Source organism: Nostoc sp. MG11, assembly GCF_014904695.1.
Taxonomy (GTDB): domain Bacteria; phylum Cyanobacteriota; class Cyanobacteriia; order Cyanobacteriales; family Nostocaceae; genus Komarekiella.
Genome location: NZ_JACXXN010000012.1, coordinates 126222 through 145162 on the forward strand (window position 1 = coordinate 126222; position 18941 = coordinate 145162).

Below are 18941 nucleotides of genomic sequence, written 5' to 3' on the forward strand. Positions count from 1 at the left end.
GTTCTGTGCATAAGTCATAAGTTTTTTATCAAGGTCGGTGGGTAATGCTTGCTACCCACCATAACCTTTAGTATTCAGAACTTATGCAAAATTATGACAAAACGTAGACGCAGAGCAGCTTGCCATTAGACATCGCTCTACACTTTAAAGTTCTCAGCAATCCGCTTCATTGCTTCTTCGACATTCTCCCGGCTATTAAATGCTGAAATGCGAAAGTATCCCTCACCTGCGGCACCAAAACCAGAACCAGGGGTTCCTACAACATTCACAGTGTGCAGCAGCTTATCGAAAAATTCCCAACTGGACAAACCATTAGGCGTTTTTACCCAGACGTAAGGCGCATTCACGCCGCCATATACTGCTAATCCTGCGGCTGTAAGTTTCTCACGAATAATTTTGGCATTTTCTAAATAGAAACTAACTAATGCTTTGATTTGTGTTTGTCCTTCTTTAGAATAGACTGCCTCGGCTCCGCGTTGTACGATGTAGGATACCCCATTGAACTTGGTGGACTGACGGCGATTCCACAGTTTCCAGAGTTCCACATCGGAACCATCACGCGCTTTTCCTGTTAGCGTTTTTGGCACAACAGTTAATGCACAGCGGGTTCCCGTAAAGCCTGCATTCTTGGAGAAAGAACGAAACTCGATCGCAACTTCTTTTGCACCTTCAATTTCATAGATAGAGTGGGGAATTTCAGGATCGGTGATGTAGGCTTCGTAAGCAGCGTCAAAGAAAATGATCGAGCCATTAGCTTTGGCATAGTCTACCCACGACTTTAAGTATTCTTTGGTGGCGATCGCACCAGTGGGATTATTAGGAAAGCAGAGATAAATTAAATCAACTTTTTGAGCGGGAATCTCTGCGGTAAAGTTGTTTTCAGCAGTAATCGGCAGATAGACTAAGCCTTCAAATTCGCCTTTATCGTTAGCATCGCCAGTATTTCCCGCCATCACGTTAGTGTCTACATATACGGGATAAACAGGGTCAGTAACGGCGATTGTGTTGTCATGTCCAAAGATTTCCAGAATATTGCCCGTGTCGCACTTAGAACCGTCAGAGATAAAGATTTCCGAAGCATCTATCTCAGCTCCCCGCGCCTGGAAATCTTGGGTGGCAATTTTCTCCCGTAACCAAGCATAGCCTTGTTCTGGACCGTAGCCTTTGAAGGTGGTGCGATCGCCCATTTCTTCAACAGCTTTGATCATCGCTGTGCGGCAAGCTTCAGGCAGCGGTTCGGTGACATCGCCAATACCTAGCCGGATGACTTTGGCATCAGGATTAGCTTCAACAAAGGCATTCACCCGGCGAGCAATTTCAGGAAATAAATAACCTGCTTTCAGTTTGAGATAGTTGTCGTTAATCGTTGCCATAGTACATTGTTACAAACGCCCTACAACAGCTTACTGCTAATTCATCTGTGGGATAACCTTTGTTGCTCTTGGCAATGTCTTCACTTGCAGTAACGACAGCTTGTTGTGAAATTACTTGAGTTTCAACTCTTTAAGACTTAATCAACTGGGATTAAATGTTAAGGGAACCTTAGCAGTCATCAAGAAACTTCAGGTAGATGGCAAAATCAGCATTAGTAGCACAGACCAATTGTATCAAGACATCCAGGCAATGAATTTCAGAGTTAAACGGGCGGTTAAAAACCGCGTCTACACAGGCAAAACCCACCTCCGTGGGTTTCAAAACCTTGATTTTTCTTTAGTCCGCGGAGGCGGCCTACCCTTCTCCTTCGGAAACGCTACGCGAACGGGAACGCCAAGGCCGAACGAACTGGAAAAGAAAACTCAGCAATCATGAGTGAGAATATTGGTGCTGGCAAAATTTCTATTATTATTCCGGCTATTAATGAAGCGGGGAATGTTAAAGCAGCTATTGTTACTATTGAACTCAGCAAAAATATAGAAGTGATTGTAGTAGATGGTGGCTCACAAGATGACACAGTAGCGATCGCTCAGTCGTTGGGTATAAAAGTTATTTCATCATCACCTGGTCGTGCTGCTCAAATGAATGCGGGTGCTATGGCTGCTAGTGGTGAGATTCTGCTATTTCTTCATGCAGATACCCGCTTACCAACTGGGTTTGATGCCATGATTCGCACAGCGCTACAACAACCCCGGACTGTGGCAGGTGCATTTAACTTGCGGATCGATGCATCACTTTTGAGTTTACGATGGGTGGAGTTGGGAGTAAATTGGCGATCGCGTTTTTGCCAAATGCCATACGGCGACCAAGCAATTTTTTTAACAAAAGAAGTATTTCAGCAAATAGGTAGATTTCCTGAATTGCCCATCATGGAAGACTTTGAACTCATGCGTCGTTTAAAATGCATTGGAAAAATTGTAATTATTCCTGTGCCAGTTGTCACCTCAGCCCGTAGGTGGTTGCAAAAGGGGGTTTTTAAAACTATGTTACTTAATCAAATAATCATCATTGCTTATTTACTCGGTGTTTCACCTAAACGACTTCATAGCTGGTATCGCTGGGAGAGATTTAGAAGAATTTAAGCTGTTTCTCATGTAAGTAGTTTATCTTCAGAACTTGGAACTTCATGCTCAGAACTCGGAACTTCGTGTTCAGAACTCGGAACTTCGTGTTCAGAACTTGGAACTTCATGCTCAGAACTTGGAACTTCATGCTCAGAACTCGGAACTTCATGCTCAGAACTCGGAACTTCATGCTCAGAACTCGGAACTTCGTGTTCAGAACTCGGAACTTCATGCTCAGAACTCGGAACTTCGTGTTCAGAACTCGGAACTTCGTGTTCAGAACTTGGAACTTCGTGTTCAGAACTGCAAAATCTGAGATCCAAGGTTGATGTCTGGCGCTTTACCTTACAGGTTCGCCAATTCCTTAAATGAATTTATAAAAATGAGTAAGCGCACATTTAATGTCCAACTCAAACTGTTACTGTTAAGTTGCCTAGTAACTATCCTAATAATTGCTGCCAAACAGTTTAACGTTCAGGGACTTTTGCAGACCTCAATCATTTGGGTTGATAGTCTTGGCTTCTTGGGGCCAATAGGATACATAGCAATTTACAACTTGGCAACATTACTGTTTGTACCTGGTTCTCTTCTGACTCTTAAAGGTGGTTGCCTATTTGGCGTATTTTGGGGGTCAGTCTATGTGTTAATTGCTGCAACAGTTGGAGCAACTTTCGCTTTTCTCATTGGACGCTACCTGTCGCGGGATTGGATTACCCAGATGATGGACAAACATCCTAAATTTAAAGCAATTGATCTAGCAGTTGCTAAAGAAGGATGGAAAATTGTGCTATTGACTCGTTTATCCCCCATTTTTCCGTTCAATTTATTAAATTATGCTTTTGGAGTAACACAAGTTTCTCTCAAAGACTATATCTTAGGTTCCATCGGCATCATTCCAGGTACAGTAATGTACGTTTACATCGGTTCTCTAGCTGGTAATCTTGCCGTAATTGATATGCCCCATCAGCCAACCACTCCAGAAACTCAAATCTGGCAATGGATGATACAACTAGTCGGGTTAATTTCTACTGTTGCAGTAACCATATATATCACAAGAATTGCTCAGAAAGCTTTAGCTCAAAGTGTAGCAACAGCAGAAATTACCAATGATCCAAACAATAGCAATTAGTTTAAAAAGATTATCAATCACTTACTGTTATTACTAGTATCCAGAACCACGAAAGTCTACAATTATCATATTTTCATCAAACTCTTAATGTTCTGTCCAGATTTTATCGACAATGATTGGTTTAGTTTATCTCGTATATAAATCATCTTCTAACTGCTAAATATATAAGCTTATCGTTACTCTCTGCGCCTCCGCGCAACGCCAGTTGCTACAACGCGGGGAACCCGCGCAATGCACTGGCTCCTCTGCGTGAACCTTAAAACTCTTATTTTCAAGCATTCATACAAGAGGGCTAGTATTTCCTAAATAAAGTATGAAATCAATGACAAAAAATCTAGATTTTTAACAAAAATACTTCAAAATACTTATCACTTTTACAATTTATGAAAAATCAAATTATGAGAAATAAATCTCGTACCAAAATCCTAGGTGTATTAATATTGTTAGTGGTTGGCTTTGCTTTTTTATTTAACACAGACTTGGCCTTGGCAGAGAAATCTATTAATACACATTCTTTCAATCCCCAAGCAATTTTACGCAACGCTTTGCAGTGGATTAATAACATTGGTGCAGTAGGAGCTTTGGCCTTTATTACACTTTATATTATTGCCACTGTCGCTTTCTTACCAGGTTCCATCCTTACCTTGGGTGCTGGTGTTGTCTTTGGTGTAGTTTGGGGTTCGCTCTATGTACTTATTGGTGCAACTCTAGGGGCTACTGCGGCTTTCCTCGTTGGACGTTATTTAGCAAGGGGCTGGGTTGCACGTAAAATTGCAAATAACAAAAAATTTGCCGCCATTGACCAAGCTGTTGGCAAAGAAGGATTAAAAATTGTGCTGTTAACGCGACTGTCTCCCATATTTCCCTTTAATTTATTGAACTATGCCTTTGGCATCACAGGAGTTTCACTACAGGACTACTTTATTGGCTCTGTGGGCATGATTCCCGGAACAATCATGTACGTTTATATTGGTTCCCTTGCTGGTAATCTTGCCATGATTGGGACTGAAGCTCAACCTACCAACCCGACTTTACAATGGGCAATTCGGCTCATCGGTTTGATTGCTACAGTTACAGTTACCATTTATGTCACCCGTATTGCCCGCAAAGCTTTAGAAGAAGAAGTGATTAAAAATTAAAAAACAAACTCAACTTAAAGAGTGTCTGTCAATTATCGAACTGACAAAACAATTCAAAAGCTGTATTTCTTATTAAACAATCTCGAATCTAAACCCCAGCCAAAGAGTTAAGAAATCTTCCCAGTCCCTAGTTGCAACGAGGTATCACTAATGTCAAATTCAGAATTCGAGGTAGTCACAGTTCGCCCAATGGATGAGTATAACCAAAAGTTGGTGTCCTACGTCCATCCCCCAAATTGGGTCAATCCTGAACCTGCTGATGTTTATGACTTGGTAGTGATTGGCGCTGGTACAGCGGGATTAGTGGTGGCGGCTGGTGCAGCTGGTCTAGATTTAGGTTTAAAAGTGGCTTTGATTGAAAAGCATCTCATGGGCGGGGATTGCTTGAATGTTGGTTGCGTACCATCTAAAACTGTTATCCGCTCCTCTCGCGTAGTTGGCGAAATCTGGAATGCTAAAGAGCTTGGGGTTAACATTCCCCAACATATTGATGTTGATTTTCCCGCAGTCATGGCCCGGATGCGGCGGGTAAGGTCTGGGATTAGTCATCATGATTCGGCTGAGCGCTTTCAGAAACTAGGGGTTGATGTCTTCTTGGGTAGCGGTCGATTTGCAAGTAAAAATACCGTGGAAGTTGGCAACAAAACCCTCCGATTTAAAAAAGCTGTAATTGCGACTGGAGCCAGAGCCGCGCAACTCTCGATTCCGGGAATTGAAAAGGCAGGTTATCTGACCAACGAAACGGTTTTTTCCCTGATTCAACGACCGGAACGTTTGGCAGTAATTGGTGGTGGGCCGATTGGTTGCGAATTGGCGCAAGCTTTCCGGCGTTTGGGTTGTGAGGTGATACTTTTCCATCGTGGTTCTCACCTCCTCAACAAGGAAGATGCTGACGCCGCTGAAATTCTCCAAAAGGTCTTGATTCACGAAGGAATTCGCGTAGTGCTAAATTCCCAGTTAGAAGAAGTGGTAACTGTCACTGAGGGCAAAAGACTTTACTTTTCTTCTAATGGTCGCCGAGATTCTGTCACAGTAGATGAAATTTTAGTAGGTGCGGGACGTGCGCCAAATGTAGAAGGTCTAAATTTAGAAGCAGTGGGGGTGGAATACGATAAGCGCCAGGGTGTAAAGGTTAATGATTATCTCCAGACTACGAATCCCAAGATTTATGCAGCTGGTGATATATGCATGAACTGGAAGTTTACCCATGCTGCTGATGCGGCGGCGCGAATAGTGATTAAGAATACGCTGTTTTCTCCCTTTGGTTTGGGACGCTCCAAACTCAGTAGTCTAGTGATGCCGTGGGTAACTTATACTGATCCCGAAATTGCCCACGTAGGAATGTATGAACACGAGGCGCAAAAATTGGGCATTGATGTGACTACGATCGCAATTCCTTTTAGTAGTGTAGACCGAGCGATCGCTGACGGTGAAGAGTTAGGATTTCTCAAAATCCACCACAAAAAAGGGTCTGATGAAATTATCGGTGCAACTATTGTCGCCAGTCATGCAGGTGAGATGATCTCAGAAGTAACTACGGCAATTGTCGGTAAGCTGGGGTTGAGCAAACTCAGTGGTGTGATTCATCCTTATCCCACTCAAGCTGAAGCTATCAAGAAAGCGGCGGATGCTTATCGTCGCACACTCCTCACTCCGAAAACTAAACAATTCTTAGGATTTCTCACAAAGCTTTCTTGAAAAATTTGGCGGATTACAGCGATTTTCAAATGCATGGAATGCAGCACAATATATTGTGCCCTGACGCGTGTGGTCTATTGAATTGAAAACCGCTTTTTATTAATAAGCTTACGTACAACCCTAATCTGTAATTCGGTATTATGTAAAATAATGTAAACAAATGTAAATTAATACAATGCATGATAAAGTCATCATCGTTGTCGGTGCTACTGGCGGCATTGGTTCAGCTTTAACTCGCAAACTTGCCCCTACAGGGGCACAGTTGATACTGACTGCCAGAGATGCAATTCGTTTAACAACACTGGCAGATGATTTACCTGGGTCAATTTTGACCATTCCCTGCGACATTACTGATCCGCAACAGGTAGACACTTTAATAAAAAAGGCTGTTGCCGAGTTTGGTCAAATCGATGTTTTGGTGAATGCGGCTGGTGCTGGTATTCTCAAGCCCTACAACAACCTGGAACCAGCTGATTTAGACAAGATGCTAGATGTCAACTTAAAAGGTAGCTTCTACACTACTCAGGCGGCTGCTGAAGAAATGCAAAAGCGCAAGTCTGGTCATATTTGTAACGTGATCGGTATTTTGGGCAAACATTCGATGGCAACGGCCGCGGCTTATTCGGCTTCCAAGTTTGGCGTTGTTGGTTTCAGCAAATGCATAGCAGAGGAACTTAAGCGTTTTGGTATCAAGTTCACGCTATTCTACTTTGGTGGGGTAGATTCTCCTTTCTGGGACAACGTGAATTTAAAGGTAGATAGAAAAAAAATGCTTAGTCCTGAAACTGCTGCCAATGCGATTTTCTTTGCTCTTTCTGCGGAACCGCAAGCTGTGCCAATGGAAATTAATATTCAACCTGATAGTCATCTGTTCTTCTAAAATCAGAGTGTGCTTACATAATTCTTGCTTAGGAAAGACCTGAAAATCTAGCAAAAAAGGCAGAATTTACAGATATATAAGCTGTTGTGCTGGATTTTCGTAACTTATGATAAAAATTGACCATGTTCACTTTTATGTAGAAGATGCCAAAGTATGGCGGGATTGGTTTGTACACCATCTCGGTTTTGAAGCAGTAGCCGATAGTATCAGTTCATTTCACACTTGTACGGAAGTCGTGAAAAGTGGTCTAGTCTGTTTTTTACTGTCTTCACCACTATTACCTATAAGTCCGGTAGCTGAGTTTCTGCATCAGCATCCACCTGGTGTAGCAGATGTCGCTTTCATTGTCGAAGATGTGGAAGCAGCGATCGCCCTGGCTGAAGCACACGATGCCGAAGTTATACAACCCATCCAAGAACATCAGGAGGGTGATATATCTTTGAAGTGGGGCAAAATTTCTGCTTGGGGTGGGCTAACTCATACTTTAATAGAAAGGCACTCTCTTAGAGGGGAAGAGTTGGAGAGTACGAGGCTAGAGGAAATAAATAAACAAGTACTCTTGTCTCCCCCTTCTCTTAATACCCCCTCCTCTTCGATTACTGCCATAGATCACATCGTGCTAAACGTAGCAGCAGGCGATTTAGAGCGAGCTGTTGCTTGGTATGAAAAAATCCTAAATTTTCAACCCCAACAGGTATTTAAAATTAAAACTGATCGCTCTGCCTTACACAGCCGAGTCATGGTTTCGCGCAACGGTAACGTACAGATGCCAATTAATGAGCCAGCTTCTAGCAATTCCCAAATTCAGGAATTTCTAGATGTCAACCGCGGCCCTGGAATTCAACATATCGCTTTGCGAACACCCAATCTTATTAGTGCGATCGCCCAATTTCGTGCCGATGGTTTATCCTTACTCTCAGTTCCCAACAGCTACTACTCGCGGCTAAAACAGCGACAAGGACTCCCACTATCACACCAAGAAATTGAAGCGATCGCCCAACAAGAAATTCTAGTGGACTGGCAAGAAGATGCTCCCGTAGAGCTAGAAAATGCCGCTCCCCTACTTCTGCAAATTTTCACACAGCCCATTTTTGAACAGCCGACATTTTTCTTTGAGTTTATTGAACGCCGTTTCCAGGCTCAAGGTTTTGGGGAGGGTAACTTTCGCGCCTTATTTGAAGCCATTGAAAGCGAACAAATTAAACGCGGTACTCTCAGCTAAACAATTTAAAATTCAAAATTTACTTACTTCCTTAAAAAGAGGTTTCTAAAAAAACGCCTAGCTAAACTTGATCGTGCTGTTGGTTTCTCGAAAAATAGCCACACAAGTGAGATAATTTTAATAAAAATTAACATTTTCCGCCGATGCTAAGACTAATTACTGACTTCGACGGTCCGATTATTGACGTTTCCGAACGCTATTACCGTGTTTATCAATTCTGCTTGGAAAAAACTAGATACCCAAACCAAACAGTGCGAGAACTTTCTAAAGCGGAATTTTGGCAGATGAAGCGATCGCGCGTTCCCGAAAAACAAATCGCCTTGAATTCTGGGTTGGACGAAGCACAAGCACAAGAATTTTCCCAGTTGCGGCGGCAAACAGTACATACAGAACCTTACTTCCAGTATGATAGCCTCGCACCTGGTGCTGTAGACGCACTGTTAAAAATTCAACAAGCTGGTGTCGATTTAGCGGTTATGACCATGCGCCGGGTTTGGGAATTAGATTATGCTTTTAAAAAATACGATTTAAGTAGATTTTTCCCAGAAAATCGTTGTTATTGTCTGAGTAACGACTACGTTAAAACCCGCGACATCGAAGACAAACCTTTGTTGATGGCAAGAGCATTAAAAGATCTTCCCCCCGCTGCTGATACTTGGATGGTGGGGGATACAGAAGCAGACATTGCTGCTGCTAAAAAACACGGTGTTAAGGTGATGGCTGTAGAGTGTGGCATCCGCGATCGCGTTCAGCTAGAACTTTACCACCCCGACTTAATTGTTAAGGATCTAAGCATTGCTGTAGATTTAATCTTAGAGCCTCAACGCTTTATCTAGGGCTACTCTGTATCTACCACTTCAAATGGGAATTTGTCTATTTTTCTTTCATCTTGGTAATAGGTAATTGGCTTCTAACCCATTACCCTTTACCAGCAATACATATCCAAAATCCAAAACTCACACCAATTTTGTTTGGGTAGACTTTCTAAGACGTAAAAATAGGGTATGTATGGCCCTAATCTCAACTAGGTTTAACGTAGAAAGCTACTAACCAACCACAACAATATGAATGTTAGTACCGTAGAGAACTGATTCGACGTAATAAATGGTGTTTGAGATATTAGCCAGCTAGCTACTAAGCCTCCAGCGATTAGGCCAATTATCAAACAGATTAGCGTGAACAAAACTGCTCTACCAAATTTGCCTTCTTTGCGATTGAGAAAGTAAATACTTACTCCTACCCCAACCACCAATGCTAACTGCAAAACCTGGTCGCCCGCCTCTGGATAAAACACACTGATCGCACTCAACCCAAGATACCAAGCTCCTGGTAAGAGTACATCCATAGGTGTTGGTTGATCCAACATTCGTTGCAGCCATGCGGGCGACTGCTCACGCGGAGTTGGACTTTCTTTAGGAGGCGATTGCACACGCAACTCTGGGAACCGGATACGCTCAGGTACTTTGATTTTGCCTTCTTGGCGCATTCGTAAGCGATCCATTAAAATCGCATCGTAAGCTGCTTCAATCACTTCTAGACGCTTGGCATCGCCACTGTGTTGCTCGAATAGGCGATTACGAGCATCCTGAATTTCATCGAAGCTAGCCTCTTCTGATACCCCAAGTTTTTCGTAGGGATTTTGATCGCTCATGGGAGTTTGTTACTTTAGCCTCGGTCAGCGGCAGTCTTTTGTCGAAGAAAAAACAGCTTTAGGTTGCATTCTAATCGAGACTGATGTCCCGACAGATTTTTGTACCCTACCAGGATAGTAGCACGGGTCAGTTTGATTGACTTGTGAATTTTAACTACAGTCACTTTAACATATTGCTAGAACTCCGTGTATTTCCTCATGTCGTTACCTAGTTAGCGCTTTACTCTAGAATTTGAACTGGGATACCTACACATTTTTATGAAAAAATTAACTTTACGGTTTCAAATTTGGCAACTTACCGTGCCCTGAGTGAGTCTTATTAAATTAGCCTTACAATTCCTTGTGGGATCGATCTATATTCCGCATATCGATTTAAAACTGTAACGTTTTAAATTAGTATCTAACTCCGAAAAACTGTCCCAGCGTAGCAGACCGCTGCGGCTAAGATCAGAACATCTGTCTGCGGGACATAAAATTGACAATTACAAGGTCTGCATTTCCATGTAGCGCTGGCTGTTAAAAGTTTTGCGCTTTCATTGTTCAGAATCCCGATTACACTATTATTTTGAATAATCAGGATTCTCATGCCTTAGCCTTGTAAATTCTTAATTAGTGCCGAAGTGGAAACTGCGTATTCACGCAATCCTCATGTTAATCCTATGAATTTTTGTACAAAGTGATGGTCATGGCTCCTGCCAAGATTCTTGTAGTTGACGACGACCCTGCGGTCCGCAATTTAATCCAACGCTTTTTGATTAAGCAGAACTATCAGGTGGAGGCTGCTGAAGATGGAAAGATGGCTTTAGCTCTATTTGAGCAATTTAACCCTGATTTGGTAATTCTAGATGTGAATTTACCAGATGTAATTGGGTTTAACCTCTGCCAAGAGATGCAAAGTCGTAATGGTGTGTTTGTTCTCATGCTGACTAGCCGTGCAGACGAAGCTGACAAGATTCGCGGCTTTGCTAAAGGTGCTGATGATTATCTCACCAAACCCTTTGGGCTGGGAGAACTAGAAGTCAGAGTAGCGGCTATTTTGAGGCGTCAGCGGGTTGTGACTACCGCCGAACAGAAACGCCTGTTATTTGAAAAACTTATGATTGATCCAGTGCGGCGGGAGGTGACACTTAATAGCCAACCAGTACTCTTAACTGCTCTGGAATTTGACTTGTTGCATTTTTTAGCCAGTCATCCGGGTCGAGTTTGGCGGCGTGCAGAACTAATCCAAGAGGTGTGGGACTATGAATATGTGGGCGACCAACGGGTTGTAGATGTACATATTGGTCAAATTCGCAAGAAGATTGAAGTAGATGCTAGTCAGCCAGCATTAATTCAAACTGTACGTGGCGTAGGCTATAAATTTGAATGTCCTACTCAAACCCAGCAGTTGGAGGCCAAGTCCTGAGTCCGTAGTCTAGAGTTTTAACTCTTAACACTTGACTAAAATACCTAAGTACTGGACTTCATAAATCCGTAACTTAATGTGCCATGCTGAGCGGAACGCAGTGTAGGTTAGATGCGTTCCATTCAGAATGACATTGATAATTGAGAATTTTTCAACCTTTGCAACAGATATGGATGAACTTTTAATAGAGGTTCTAGAGAACTCTGAGCATCAGTTTTCGGCGCTCAGAGTTCTTTTATGCAATGAAGTGGCTTCCTTTCTCTAAGAGATGCTCCTTCGCGTTGAGAGAAGACCCTTCGAGATCGTTACCTCGCTACCGCTTCTCTACGAGACGCTGCTTTGTAGCTTGCTTCCCTATAGGGGGTACGCTAACGCAGTTTCCTAGGTTGGGAGACCCTACTTATCCTGCGGTAACGCCCACCGTAGGATGCCCGTTCGCCTCCGGTCTCCTTTAGAAGAAGGGCTGTAGGGCGAACAGTACTGAACTAACCGTGCTGGTTTACCAGTCTCCAATCTCTATTTTCAAGCCAGGGTAATTATATTTAGCAGTGGTGAAACAAAGTTTCCAGATAGACTCGAGCCGCACGGCGATCGCTATCTCCATTTTGCAGCAAAAATAGTGATAGGGCTGCTGTTAATACTCTGTTTTGATCCCAATCGGGATGCTTTTCTAAGTAGTTTTTTAGGGATTCGTGGAGTGTTTCGGGAATTTCTGTAAAGATGCCAATTGTTGTGTTCATAAGATTTTCCTTCTATGAGACTAATTAACAGGGACAAGTTGCTTGCGGTAAAGCAGCATAGGGCTAGCTCACACAATCTTTCGCCAGTCCGACAATCTGCACCAACATCTTAGGTAATATATTTTACAAATTTAATGTCAGCGGTTGAGCGCACTACAAAAGCAAGCCGCACCATTGTGCGCCAAGAGGGGGTGGGTTTGTCAATGCTGCGAAATGTTAAAAACGATTGTATAAAAAATAAATGCTAACCAAATAATCAGGCTTAGAACCATTTTTTAGTTACTTTACTTAACAAGAACTCAGTCCACGCAGTTCATTGCCATTTGTAATCAACAATCCCCAGTAAAACGTTAAGAGCCTATTGGCTCGTAGTATGGGTGTGGAAAACTGCAAAAATACCTGTGGAAACCCTGTGGAATTAGTGAGGAAAATAGCAGTCAATGATAAGAATTACAAAAACGTTTACAAATTATTCTCACCTGCGCTTGATTGCGAGCAACCTGAAAGTGAGATGTTATGAGGGCGATCGCAGTTGAAATCAAGATGTCTATGCATCGAAAATATAGTAGAGACTCCATGAACCCAGAATATACGAGGCTTGAGGCAGCATAGTGTCAATTCCGACGCTCTTGCAACTTACGATAAACCGATTTCAAATCCACTTGATGGTAAGCTAAAGCAACCAAAGTATGATATAACAAGTCAGCTACTTCACCTGCGATCGCATCAGCTTCATCATCCTTAAAAGCCATTACGACCTCAGCAGTTTCTTCACCGATCTTTTTTAAAATCTTGTTATCACCACCAGCTAATAACTTACACGTGTAAGAACTTTCAGTAGGATTGTCACGGCGATCGCATATCACCTGAAACAATTGCGATAATGTATCGCCTGGTGGTAAGACAATTTTCCCGTTTACTTGATGAAAACAACTGCGTTCACCAGTGTGGCAAGCAATATCTCCAATCTGTTCCACCCCAATGAGCAGCGCATCACTATCACAGTCATAACGGATAGTCTGTACTTTCTGAATATGTCCAGAAGTTGCTCCCTTATGCCATAATTCCATACGGGAACGACTCCAAAACCAAGTTTCTCCAGTTTCCAAAGTCTTATGTAACGACTCCTGATTCATCCACGCCATCATCAGCACAGTGCCATCAAGATAATCTTGAACAATTGCAGGCACTAGACCCTGTTCATCGTAACGAATTTCCTTAACAGGGATAGCAGAACGCAGTGAATGCAGATTGTTAGAATACATATCAGCTAGCTTGCTCTAATGAGAATGATTCATGGATTCACGATACCATTCTAAATACAACAGCTGATATGCTTTTGTGAATTGAATTTTATTAGCCAACTTTAAACAAGAACATTTCTTTCCATAGCAGATTGCATTTTTATCGCACTTAATGCAACTTGGTGAGCTTTTGGTGCTTCACCATACCAGTGAATCGCCGAGTTAAAGGCTGCCCGGTAAAGATCCTGGTATGCCTCAGATAATCGAGTACGAATCTCTAAAGGCAAGTCTTCATTGGATTTATATAACATATTGTTATTTTTATAGTTCAGTTAATTTTATACGATAGAAATTCTAAGCAGTTTTTAACCCTATCCTAAGATAGAGCTTTTTTTTCTTGCCCACTGTTAGGAGAGAACCTTGGTAAATACCACGATAAAAACAACAAAATCACAAGAAATCTTCGCTGCTGCTCAAAATCTCATGCCAGGAGGAGTTAATTCTCCAGTGCGTGCTTTTAAATCTGTAGGCGGACAACCCATCGTTTTTGATCACGTTAAAGGCGCATACATTTGGGATGTAGATGGCAACCAATATATTGACTATGTAGGCACTTGGGGGCCAGCAATTTGCGGTCATGCTCATCCCGAAGTTATTGCAGCGCTGCATGAAGCTTTGGAAAAAGGTACCAGCTTCGGTGCGCCCTCGGTACTGGAAAATGTTCTGGCAGAAATGGTCATCGATGCTGTTCCCAGCATTGAAATGGTAAGATTTGTTAACTCTGGAACTGAAGCCTGTATGGGAGTTTTGCGGCTGATGCGGGCTTTCACTAAACGCGACAAAATTATCAAATTTGAAGGCTGCTACCACGGCCACGCTGATACCTTTTTAGTTAAGGCGGGTTCTGGTGTTGCTACACTCGGCTTACCCGACTCCCCAGGAGTACCTAAATCGGCAACTAGCAACACTCTAACTGCTCCTTTCAATGATCTGGAAGCTGTAAAAGCCTTGTTTGAGGAAAACCGTGACGAAATTGCTGGCGTCATTCTTGAGCCAGTCGTCGGTAATGCTGGCTTTATTTCTCCTGATGCTGGCTTTTTAGAGGGCTTACGGGAACTTACCCACGAGCATGGAGCGTTATTGGTGTTTGACGAGGTAATGACAGGCTTCCGCATTGCTTACGGTGGTGCCCAAGAGAAATTTAGTGTCACTCCCGATTTAACAACGCTGGGTAAGGTTATCGGTGGTGGTTTGCCAGTCGGAGCCTATGGCGGTCGCCGGGATATCATGTCAATGGTTGCTCCCGCAGGCCCTATGTATCAAGCTGGCACTCTTTCAGGTAATCCTTTGGCCATGACTGCTGGTATTAAGACTTTGGAATTGCTGCAAAAGCCTGGTACTTATGAGTATCTTGACCGGATTACGCAGAAGCTAGCTGACGGTTTACTGAAAATTGCCCAAGAAACAGGCCATGCGGCTTGCGGCGGTCAAATTAGCGCCATGTTCGGGTTATTCTTTACCTCTGGGCCAGTTCATAATTATGAAGATGCGAAAAAGTCTGATACTGCTAAATTCGGACGTTTTCATCGCGGTATGTTAGAGGGCGGTGTTTACTTAGCACCTTCTCAGTTTGAGGCTGGATTTACATCTTTAGCTCACACTGAAGAAGATATTGAGCAGACTTTAGCAGTGGCAAGGGATGTAATGTCTAGCCTGTAACTAAAAAATTGCTGAGTTACCGTTCGCCCTTGGCGTCTCCCTTGGGAGAAGTTGGAGCACTGGCTTCCGGCGTTCCAACTTCTCGCTGAGTTCTGAGTAAAGACTACTTTTTTCCGACTCAGCACTTCAACTCAACGTCAGTAGACGCTTCTGCTCAGAATGGTAACTCAGCACTACTTAACAGCCACAGCCCTCGTGACCACAGCCTTTGATAGTTCGATGACCTTCAGCACAAGCTTCAGAGCAATAGTATTTGCTGTCCTTGTTGATGCTATCTTCAAGTGAAACGATACACAAGCAGGTCGGGCAAGCGCATTTCATTTGGTTTACGGTTGTCATATTTTTCTCAATTTCCTTTTAAGATTACTGTGAAAAGACTACTCTAAAATATATGAACAATTGTTCATATATTTATTAATATAACTTAAATTGGTATTGGAGATGGAGAGAGTGGGTAAGAAGGAGAGGTGTTTTTATTTAAATCTATTAATTAAATATACGTAATACTGTTTGTTTTTGATAAACAATAAGTTGCAATAATCGCTACGTATTTAGGCTAAATAATCATCGATAAAAGAGTTTTAAGAGTCAGTACAGTAAATTCTCTTCAGTTTGTTAAAGCTTTAAGTAAACTCAGTATAACTTTAGCAACTCTTCAAAGTCTTTCCAGCAAAAATTACCTGGTAAAAGTTGATTCTGCTCTCAATAATGAAATGAGAGTGTAATGCTCCCCGTTATTATTCGTGCAGCGAGTTGACAGTGCATGAGCTACTGCTTAAATCCTACCTGTCTCAATCCAGAAAATTTGGCATATAGCCAGATGTGTCAGTCTTGTGGCTCGCGGCTACTGTTGCGCGATCGCTATCGGGTATTCAAACCATTAGGTCAGGGTGGCTTTGGAGCAACCTTCTTAGCTAATGATCAAGCTTTGCCAGGAGAGCCAAGTTGTGTCATTAAGCAACTACGTCCCTCTGGAACCACACCACATGTTTTGCAGATGGCGCGGGAACTCTTTGAACGAGAAGCTAAAACCCTAGGCAAGATTGGCAATCATCCCCAAATACCAAGGCTACTGGACTATTTTGAAGAACAAGAACAATTCTATTTAGTTCAAGAATACATCAGCGGTGATACTCTTCAACAGGAAGTTAAACACAACGGTATCTTAAGCGAAACTGGAGTTAAGCAATTCTTGAGCGAGACATTGCCATTGCTGCAATACATCCATGAACGCAAAGTGATTCATCGTGATATTAAACCAGCCAATTTGATTCGCCGTACTCAAGATGCCAGAATGGTTCTCATCGATTTTGGAGCTGTAAAAAATCAAGTTAGTCAAGGTATACCAAGTCAATCAGGTCACACAGCACTAACTGCATACGCAATTGGCACTCCTGGTTTTGCTCCTCCAGAGCAAATGGCTATGCGTCCGGTTTATGCCAGTGATATCTATGCGCTGGGGGTAACATGCATTTATCTGCTAACTGGCAAAACCCCTAAAGATTTGGAATACAATCCCACAACGGGTGAGATGATGTGGGAACAGCTTGTGCAAGTGAGTGACCATTTAATAAATGTACTGAGGAAAATGTTAGAGGTGTCAGTACGTAATCGCTACCAGTCAGCGGAAGAAGTTCTTAGAGCATTAGAAATAGAACCATATCTGGAGAGCTTAGCACAGGGTTTGCTAAGTAAATCCGATGCTGGTGTTAAAGAGCGAACACATAATCATCACCGGGATAATTCTGCTGTTTTGTGCAGTAACCCTTCTGCTGCTTCCAACACAGGCATGGCGCAGGTAGCCGCAGCAATTCGTGCTAGACGAGCTAGGGTAGCAGAAGCCGCGGGATCACAACCAGGGGGAATGCATCAAGGGCCTGTGATAGCTAAATCAACAACTTTGGCTAATAGCAACAGTCATGGTTCACAAATTTCAAATTCTAGAGTTGAGCGCAAGTTAGATACCCAAAGTTTGCTAACAGCTTATCTGAAAGGGAGACGGGATTTTGCTTTACACAATTTAAGTTTGCTGAACCTACAAGGTGTTGACTTGTCGGGAACAAATTTTCATTCCTCTCAATTGCAAAAAACTAATCTCCAGGGAGCTAATCTTTACAATAGTGACTTTGGCAGAGCCAGCCTCACTCGCTCAAATCTCAAAGACGCTAATTTGACCAAAGCTTACTTCAACCATGCTGATTTGGAAGGGGCAGATCTGCGAGGTGCAGACCTTAGCCATGCTCATTTGAGTAATGCCAATCTCCGGGGAGCTAATTTGTGTGGTGCTAATCTGACTGGTGCCAAAATTTCCGATGAGCAGATGGCACTAGCAAAAACGAATTGGATGACTGTGCGCCCTAATGGTAAAAGAGGTTTGTTGTGATTTGAGATTTTTAGATTAGTTCAATCCTAAGGAAGTATCTCATGTTTGCAAATTGAGAAAGAATGTATTTTTGGAAAAATTGATTATGGTCTAACAATCTTAAATTTGACAAAATATGATGCTATGGCAGTTATGCTTAATATAAGCTTAATTTCCCGGTGTTTAATTTTTAGGATTACATAGTAAAACTACGCAATTTTTTTACTAATTCTTAAACAAATCTTCATATTTTTTATCTGTTACAAATAACAAATTTTTATTTACAATAAAAAACGAAGTGTCACAATAGTTTTTTAGAAAAGCTTTTCATGATGTTTGTAACTACAAATAGCAGGGAAACTTTCATCTAAAAGTTGTAAAACTTCACGCTCTAAAATAGTTAAAATTTCCAGCTAACGGCGAAAAATACAAAAGCAATTATCCCTGATTGTAGGCTGAAATAAAATATTCATGACCGAAATCAGGCAATACAAGGCTTACCTATAATGGCTGACTTTGCACAAACGGAAATACAACGGCGATTAAGTTTATATCAGGTATTCCTCAAGTTGTATGAACACCATAGCAGCCTTCTGGATGAAATTCTTCAGCTAGAAAACGTATACCAGCCTTCATTGCCAAGGGTAAAGCCTTGTTATGTAAATGGTGTAGTAGATACTACTGCTGTTTATTTGATAACTAACTTATGCGATGAAACGCAAACTTTACGACAGCCACAACAAATTTGGACAATAGGTCGCGATCGCAGTAGTGGAATCCGCATGGCTGATAGTTATTTGTCTCGTCGCCACGCCGCTATTCAATTTATTGATCAAGGCTTCTATTTAGTTGACTTTAACAGTACCAATGGCTCATTTGTGAATGGCGAACGCGCTTACCAGCCACTCAAGCTCAAAGATGGCGATCGCATCAAGTTAGGTAGTATGACTTTCAATTTTTTCATAAATCATACGTACCGCATTTTGCCAACTGTAGCAATGGAATTACTGATGCAGCTTGTGCCTCGAATTGGTAACAATCCAGTAGAAATATCTACTTACATCCGTAGCAGACAAAAGCCACTGTCTGAAAACCTAGATGATACTTTAGTTACTGCCAAAAACTCTGACTTGTGTGGGAAATTAGAAGATTGGCATAATACTAATACTTTAAACGCAGAGCAGAAGTCAGAAATTTTAGATCGCTTTTTGAGTAGGCAAACACCATATAATCCCAAATAGCAGGCTGTATGAA

19 protein-coding genes are annotated in these 18941 nt (G+C 42.2%); 12 read left to right on the forward strand and 7 right to left on the reverse strand.

All coding sequences use genetic code 11. The features are described from left to right. Positions 1-137 precede the first annotated feature (137 nt). Positions 138-1373 (reverse strand): LL-diaminopimelate aminotransferase, encoded by a 1236-nt coding sequence (locus HCR01_RS18430; protein ID WP_193197571.1) that lies wholly within the window; start codon positions 1371-1373, stop codon positions 138-140. Between the two features lie 115 nt (positions 1374-1488). Here HCR01_RS18430 and HCR01_RS38790 point away from each other — a divergent pair, with 115 nt between their 5' ends. Together HCR01_RS38790 and HCR01_RS18440 are read left to right on the forward strand one after the other, a co-directional pair. Then, complete coding sequence (locus HCR01_RS38790) at positions 1489-1809, forward strand: hypothetical protein (RefSeq protein WP_226889423.1); 321 nt, start codon at positions 1489-1491, stop codon at positions 1807-1809. Then, on the forward strand, positions 1806-2516 hold the full coding sequence (locus HCR01_RS18440; protein WP_193197572.1) for a TIGR04283 family arsenosugar biosynthesis glycosyltransferase: 711 nt from the start codon (positions 1806-1808) through the stop codon (positions 2514-2516). The genes HCR01_RS38790 and HCR01_RS18440 overlap by 4 nt, the downstream gene beginning before the upstream one ends. Positions 2517-2524: 8 nt before the next feature. Here HCR01_RS18440 and HCR01_RS18445 read toward each other — a convergent pair whose 3' ends face one another. Then, the gene (locus HCR01_RS18445; RefSeq protein WP_193197573.1) at positions 2525-2821 is read right to left on the reverse strand and encodes a hypothetical protein; all 297 of its coding nucleotides are present in this window, start codon (positions 2819-2821) and stop codon (positions 2525-2527) included. A gap of 59 nt (positions 2822-2880) precedes the next feature. Between HCR01_RS18445 and HCR01_RS18450 the strand changes: the two genes are divergently transcribed. The 6 genes from HCR01_RS18450 to HCR01_RS18475 all read left to right on the forward strand — a co-directional run bounded on the left by HCR01_RS18450 (position 2881) and on the right by HCR01_RS18475 (position 9402). Then, positions 2881-3627: a TVP38/TMEM64 family protein gene (locus tag HCR01_RS18450; RefSeq protein ID WP_193197574.1), complete on the forward strand. Its 747-nt coding sequence runs from the start codon at positions 2881-2883 to the stop codon at positions 3625-3627. Positions 3628-4010: 383 nt separating this feature from the next. After that, on the forward strand, positions 4011-4766 hold the full coding sequence (locus tag HCR01_RS18455) for a TVP38/TMEM64 family protein (RefSeq protein WP_193197575.1): 756 nt from the start codon (positions 4011-4013) through the stop codon (positions 4764-4766). Between the two features lie 150 nt (positions 4767-4916). Beyond that, a complete protein-coding gene (locus HCR01_RS18460) occupies positions 4917-6464 on the forward strand; it encodes a mercuric reductase (RefSeq protein ID WP_193197576.1) in 1548 nt (515 codons plus the stop codon). A 175-nt stretch (positions 6465-6639) separates the two neighbouring features. Beyond that, positions 6640-7344, forward strand: a complete 705-nt coding sequence (locus tag HCR01_RS18465; RefSeq protein WP_193197577.1) for an SDR family oxidoreductase — start codon at positions 6640-6642, stop codon at positions 7342-7344. A gap of 109 nt (positions 7345-7453) precedes the next feature. Continuing rightward, a complete protein-coding gene (hppD, locus tag HCR01_RS18470) occupies positions 7454-8566 on the forward strand; it encodes a 4-hydroxyphenylpyruvate dioxygenase (RefSeq protein ID WP_193197628.1) in 1113 nt (370 codons plus the stop codon). Positions 8567-8709: 143 nt separating this feature from the next. Further along, positions 8710-9402 carry an HAD family hydrolase gene (locus HCR01_RS18475; protein ID WP_193197578.1) on the forward strand — a complete coding sequence of 231 codons (693 nt, stop codon included), beginning with the start codon at positions 8710-8712 and terminating at the stop codon, positions 9400-9402. A gap of 194 nt (positions 9403-9596) precedes the next feature. Here HCR01_RS18475 and HCR01_RS18480 read toward each other — a convergent pair whose 3' ends face one another. Continuing rightward, positions 9597-10217, reverse strand: coding sequence for a CPP1-like family protein (locus tag HCR01_RS18480; RefSeq protein ID WP_193197579.1), 621 nt, complete (start codon positions 10215-10217; stop codon positions 9597-9599). A gap of 685 nt (positions 10218-10902) precedes the next feature. On the opposite strand from HCR01_RS18480, the gene HCR01_RS18485 reads away from it, so the two are divergent. Beyond that, entirely contained in the window at positions 10903-11622 is a 720-nt protein-coding gene (locus tag HCR01_RS18485) for a response regulator transcription factor (protein WP_193197580.1), read from the forward strand. 542 nt (positions 11623-12164) lie between these two features. On the opposite strand, the gene HCR01_RS18490 is transcribed toward HCR01_RS18485, so the two are convergent. The 3 genes from HCR01_RS18490 to HCR01_RS18500 all read right to left on the reverse strand — a co-directional run bounded on the left by HCR01_RS18490 (position 12165) and on the right by HCR01_RS18500 (position 13917). Further along, positions 12165-12362, reverse strand: a complete 198-nt coding sequence (locus HCR01_RS18490; protein WP_193197581.1) for a DUF2811 domain-containing protein — start codon at positions 12360-12362, stop codon at positions 12165-12167. Between the two features lie 614 nt (positions 12363-12976). Continuing rightward, positions 12977-13627, reverse strand: a complete 651-nt coding sequence (gene hisIE, locus HCR01_RS18495; RefSeq protein ID WP_193197582.1) for a bifunctional phosphoribosyl-AMP cyclohydrolase/phosphoribosyl-ATP diphosphatase HisIE — start codon at positions 13625-13627, stop codon at positions 12977-12979. Positions 13628-13728: 101 nt separating this feature from the next. Continuing rightward, a complete protein-coding gene (locus HCR01_RS18500) occupies positions 13729-13917 on the reverse strand; it encodes a ChaB family protein (protein WP_191756788.1) in 189 nt (62 codons plus the stop codon). Positions 13918-14026: 109 nt separating this feature from the next. Between HCR01_RS18500 and hemL the strand changes: the two genes are divergently transcribed. After that, a complete protein-coding gene (hemL, locus tag HCR01_RS18505; protein ID WP_193197583.1) occupies positions 14027-15325 on the forward strand; it encodes a glutamate-1-semialdehyde 2,1-aminomutase in 1299 nt (432 codons plus the stop codon). 177 nt (positions 15326-15502) lie between these two features. On the opposite strand, the gene HCR01_RS18510 is transcribed toward hemL, so the two are convergent. After that, positions 15503-15664: a metallothionein gene (locus HCR01_RS18510; protein WP_193197584.1), complete on the reverse strand. Its 162-nt coding sequence runs from the start codon at positions 15662-15664 to the stop codon at positions 15503-15505. 424 nt (positions 15665-16088) lie between these two features. Here HCR01_RS18510 and HCR01_RS18515 point away from each other — a divergent pair, with 424 nt between their 5' ends. After that, on the forward strand, positions 16089-17708 hold the full coding sequence (locus HCR01_RS18515; RefSeq protein WP_193197585.1) for a serine/threonine-protein kinase: 1620 nt from the start codon (positions 16089-16091) through the stop codon (positions 17706-17708). A 485-nt stretch (positions 17709-18193) separates the two neighbouring features. Then, positions 18194-18928: an FHA domain-containing protein gene (locus tag HCR01_RS18520; protein WP_193197586.1), complete on the forward strand. Its 735-nt coding sequence runs from the start codon at positions 18194-18196 to the stop codon at positions 18926-18928. Positions 18929-18941: the final 13 nt, after the last annotated feature.

Coding starts and splice junctions, on each gene's coding strand:
- HCR01_RS18430 (WP_193197571.1), bottom strand. CDS start 1,373: ATGGCAACGATTAACGACAACTATCTCAAACTGAAAGCAGGTTATTTA.
- HCR01_RS18440 (WP_193197572.1), top strand. CDS start 1,806: ATGAGTGAGAATATTGGTGCTGGCAAAATTTCTATTATTATTCCGGCT.
- HCR01_RS18450 (WP_193197574.1), top strand. CDS start 2,881: ATGAGTAAGCGCACATTTAATGTCCAACTCAAACTGTTACTGTTAAGT.
- HCR01_RS18455 (WP_193197575.1), top strand. CDS start 4,011: ATGAAAAATCAAATTATGAGAAATAAATCTCGTACCAAAATCCTAGGT.
- HCR01_RS18460 (WP_193197576.1), top strand. CDS start 4,917: ATGTCAAATTCAGAATTCGAGGTAGTCACAGTTCGCCCAATGGATGAG.
- HCR01_RS18465 (WP_193197577.1), top strand. CDS start 6,640: ATGCATGATAAAGTCATCATCGTTGTCGGTGCTACTGGCGGCATTGGT.
- HCR01_RS18475 (WP_193197578.1), top strand. CDS start 8,710: ATGCTAAGACTAATTACTGACTTCGACGGTCCGATTATTGACGTTTCC.
- HCR01_RS18480 (WP_193197579.1), bottom strand. CDS start 10,217: ATGAGCGATCAAAATCCCTACGAAAAACTTGGGGTATCAGAAGAGGCT.
- HCR01_RS18485 (WP_193197580.1), top strand. CDS start 10,903: ATGGCTCCTGCCAAGATTCTTGTAGTTGACGACGACCCTGCGGTCCGC.
- HCR01_RS18490 (WP_193197581.1), bottom strand. CDS start 12,362: ATGAACACAACAATTGGCATCTTTACAGAAATTCCCGAAACACTCCAC.
- hisIE (WP_193197582.1), bottom strand. CDS start 13,627: ATGTATTCTAACAATCTGCATTCACTGCGTTCTGCTATCCCTGTTAAG.
- HCR01_RS18500 (WP_191756788.1), bottom strand. CDS start 13,917: ATGTTATATAAATCCAATGAAGACTTGCCTTTAGAGATTCGTACTCGA.
- HCR01_RS18510 (WP_193197584.1), bottom strand. CDS start 15,664: ATGACAACCGTAAACCAAATGAAATGCGCTTGCCCGACCTGCTTGTGT.
- HCR01_RS18515 (WP_193197585.1), top strand. CDS start 16,089: ATGAGCTACTGCTTAAATCCTACCTGTCTCAATCCAGAAAATTTGGCA.
- HCR01_RS18520 (WP_193197586.1), top strand. CDS start 18,194: ATGGCTGACTTTGCACAAACGGAAATACAACGGCGATTAAGTTTATAT.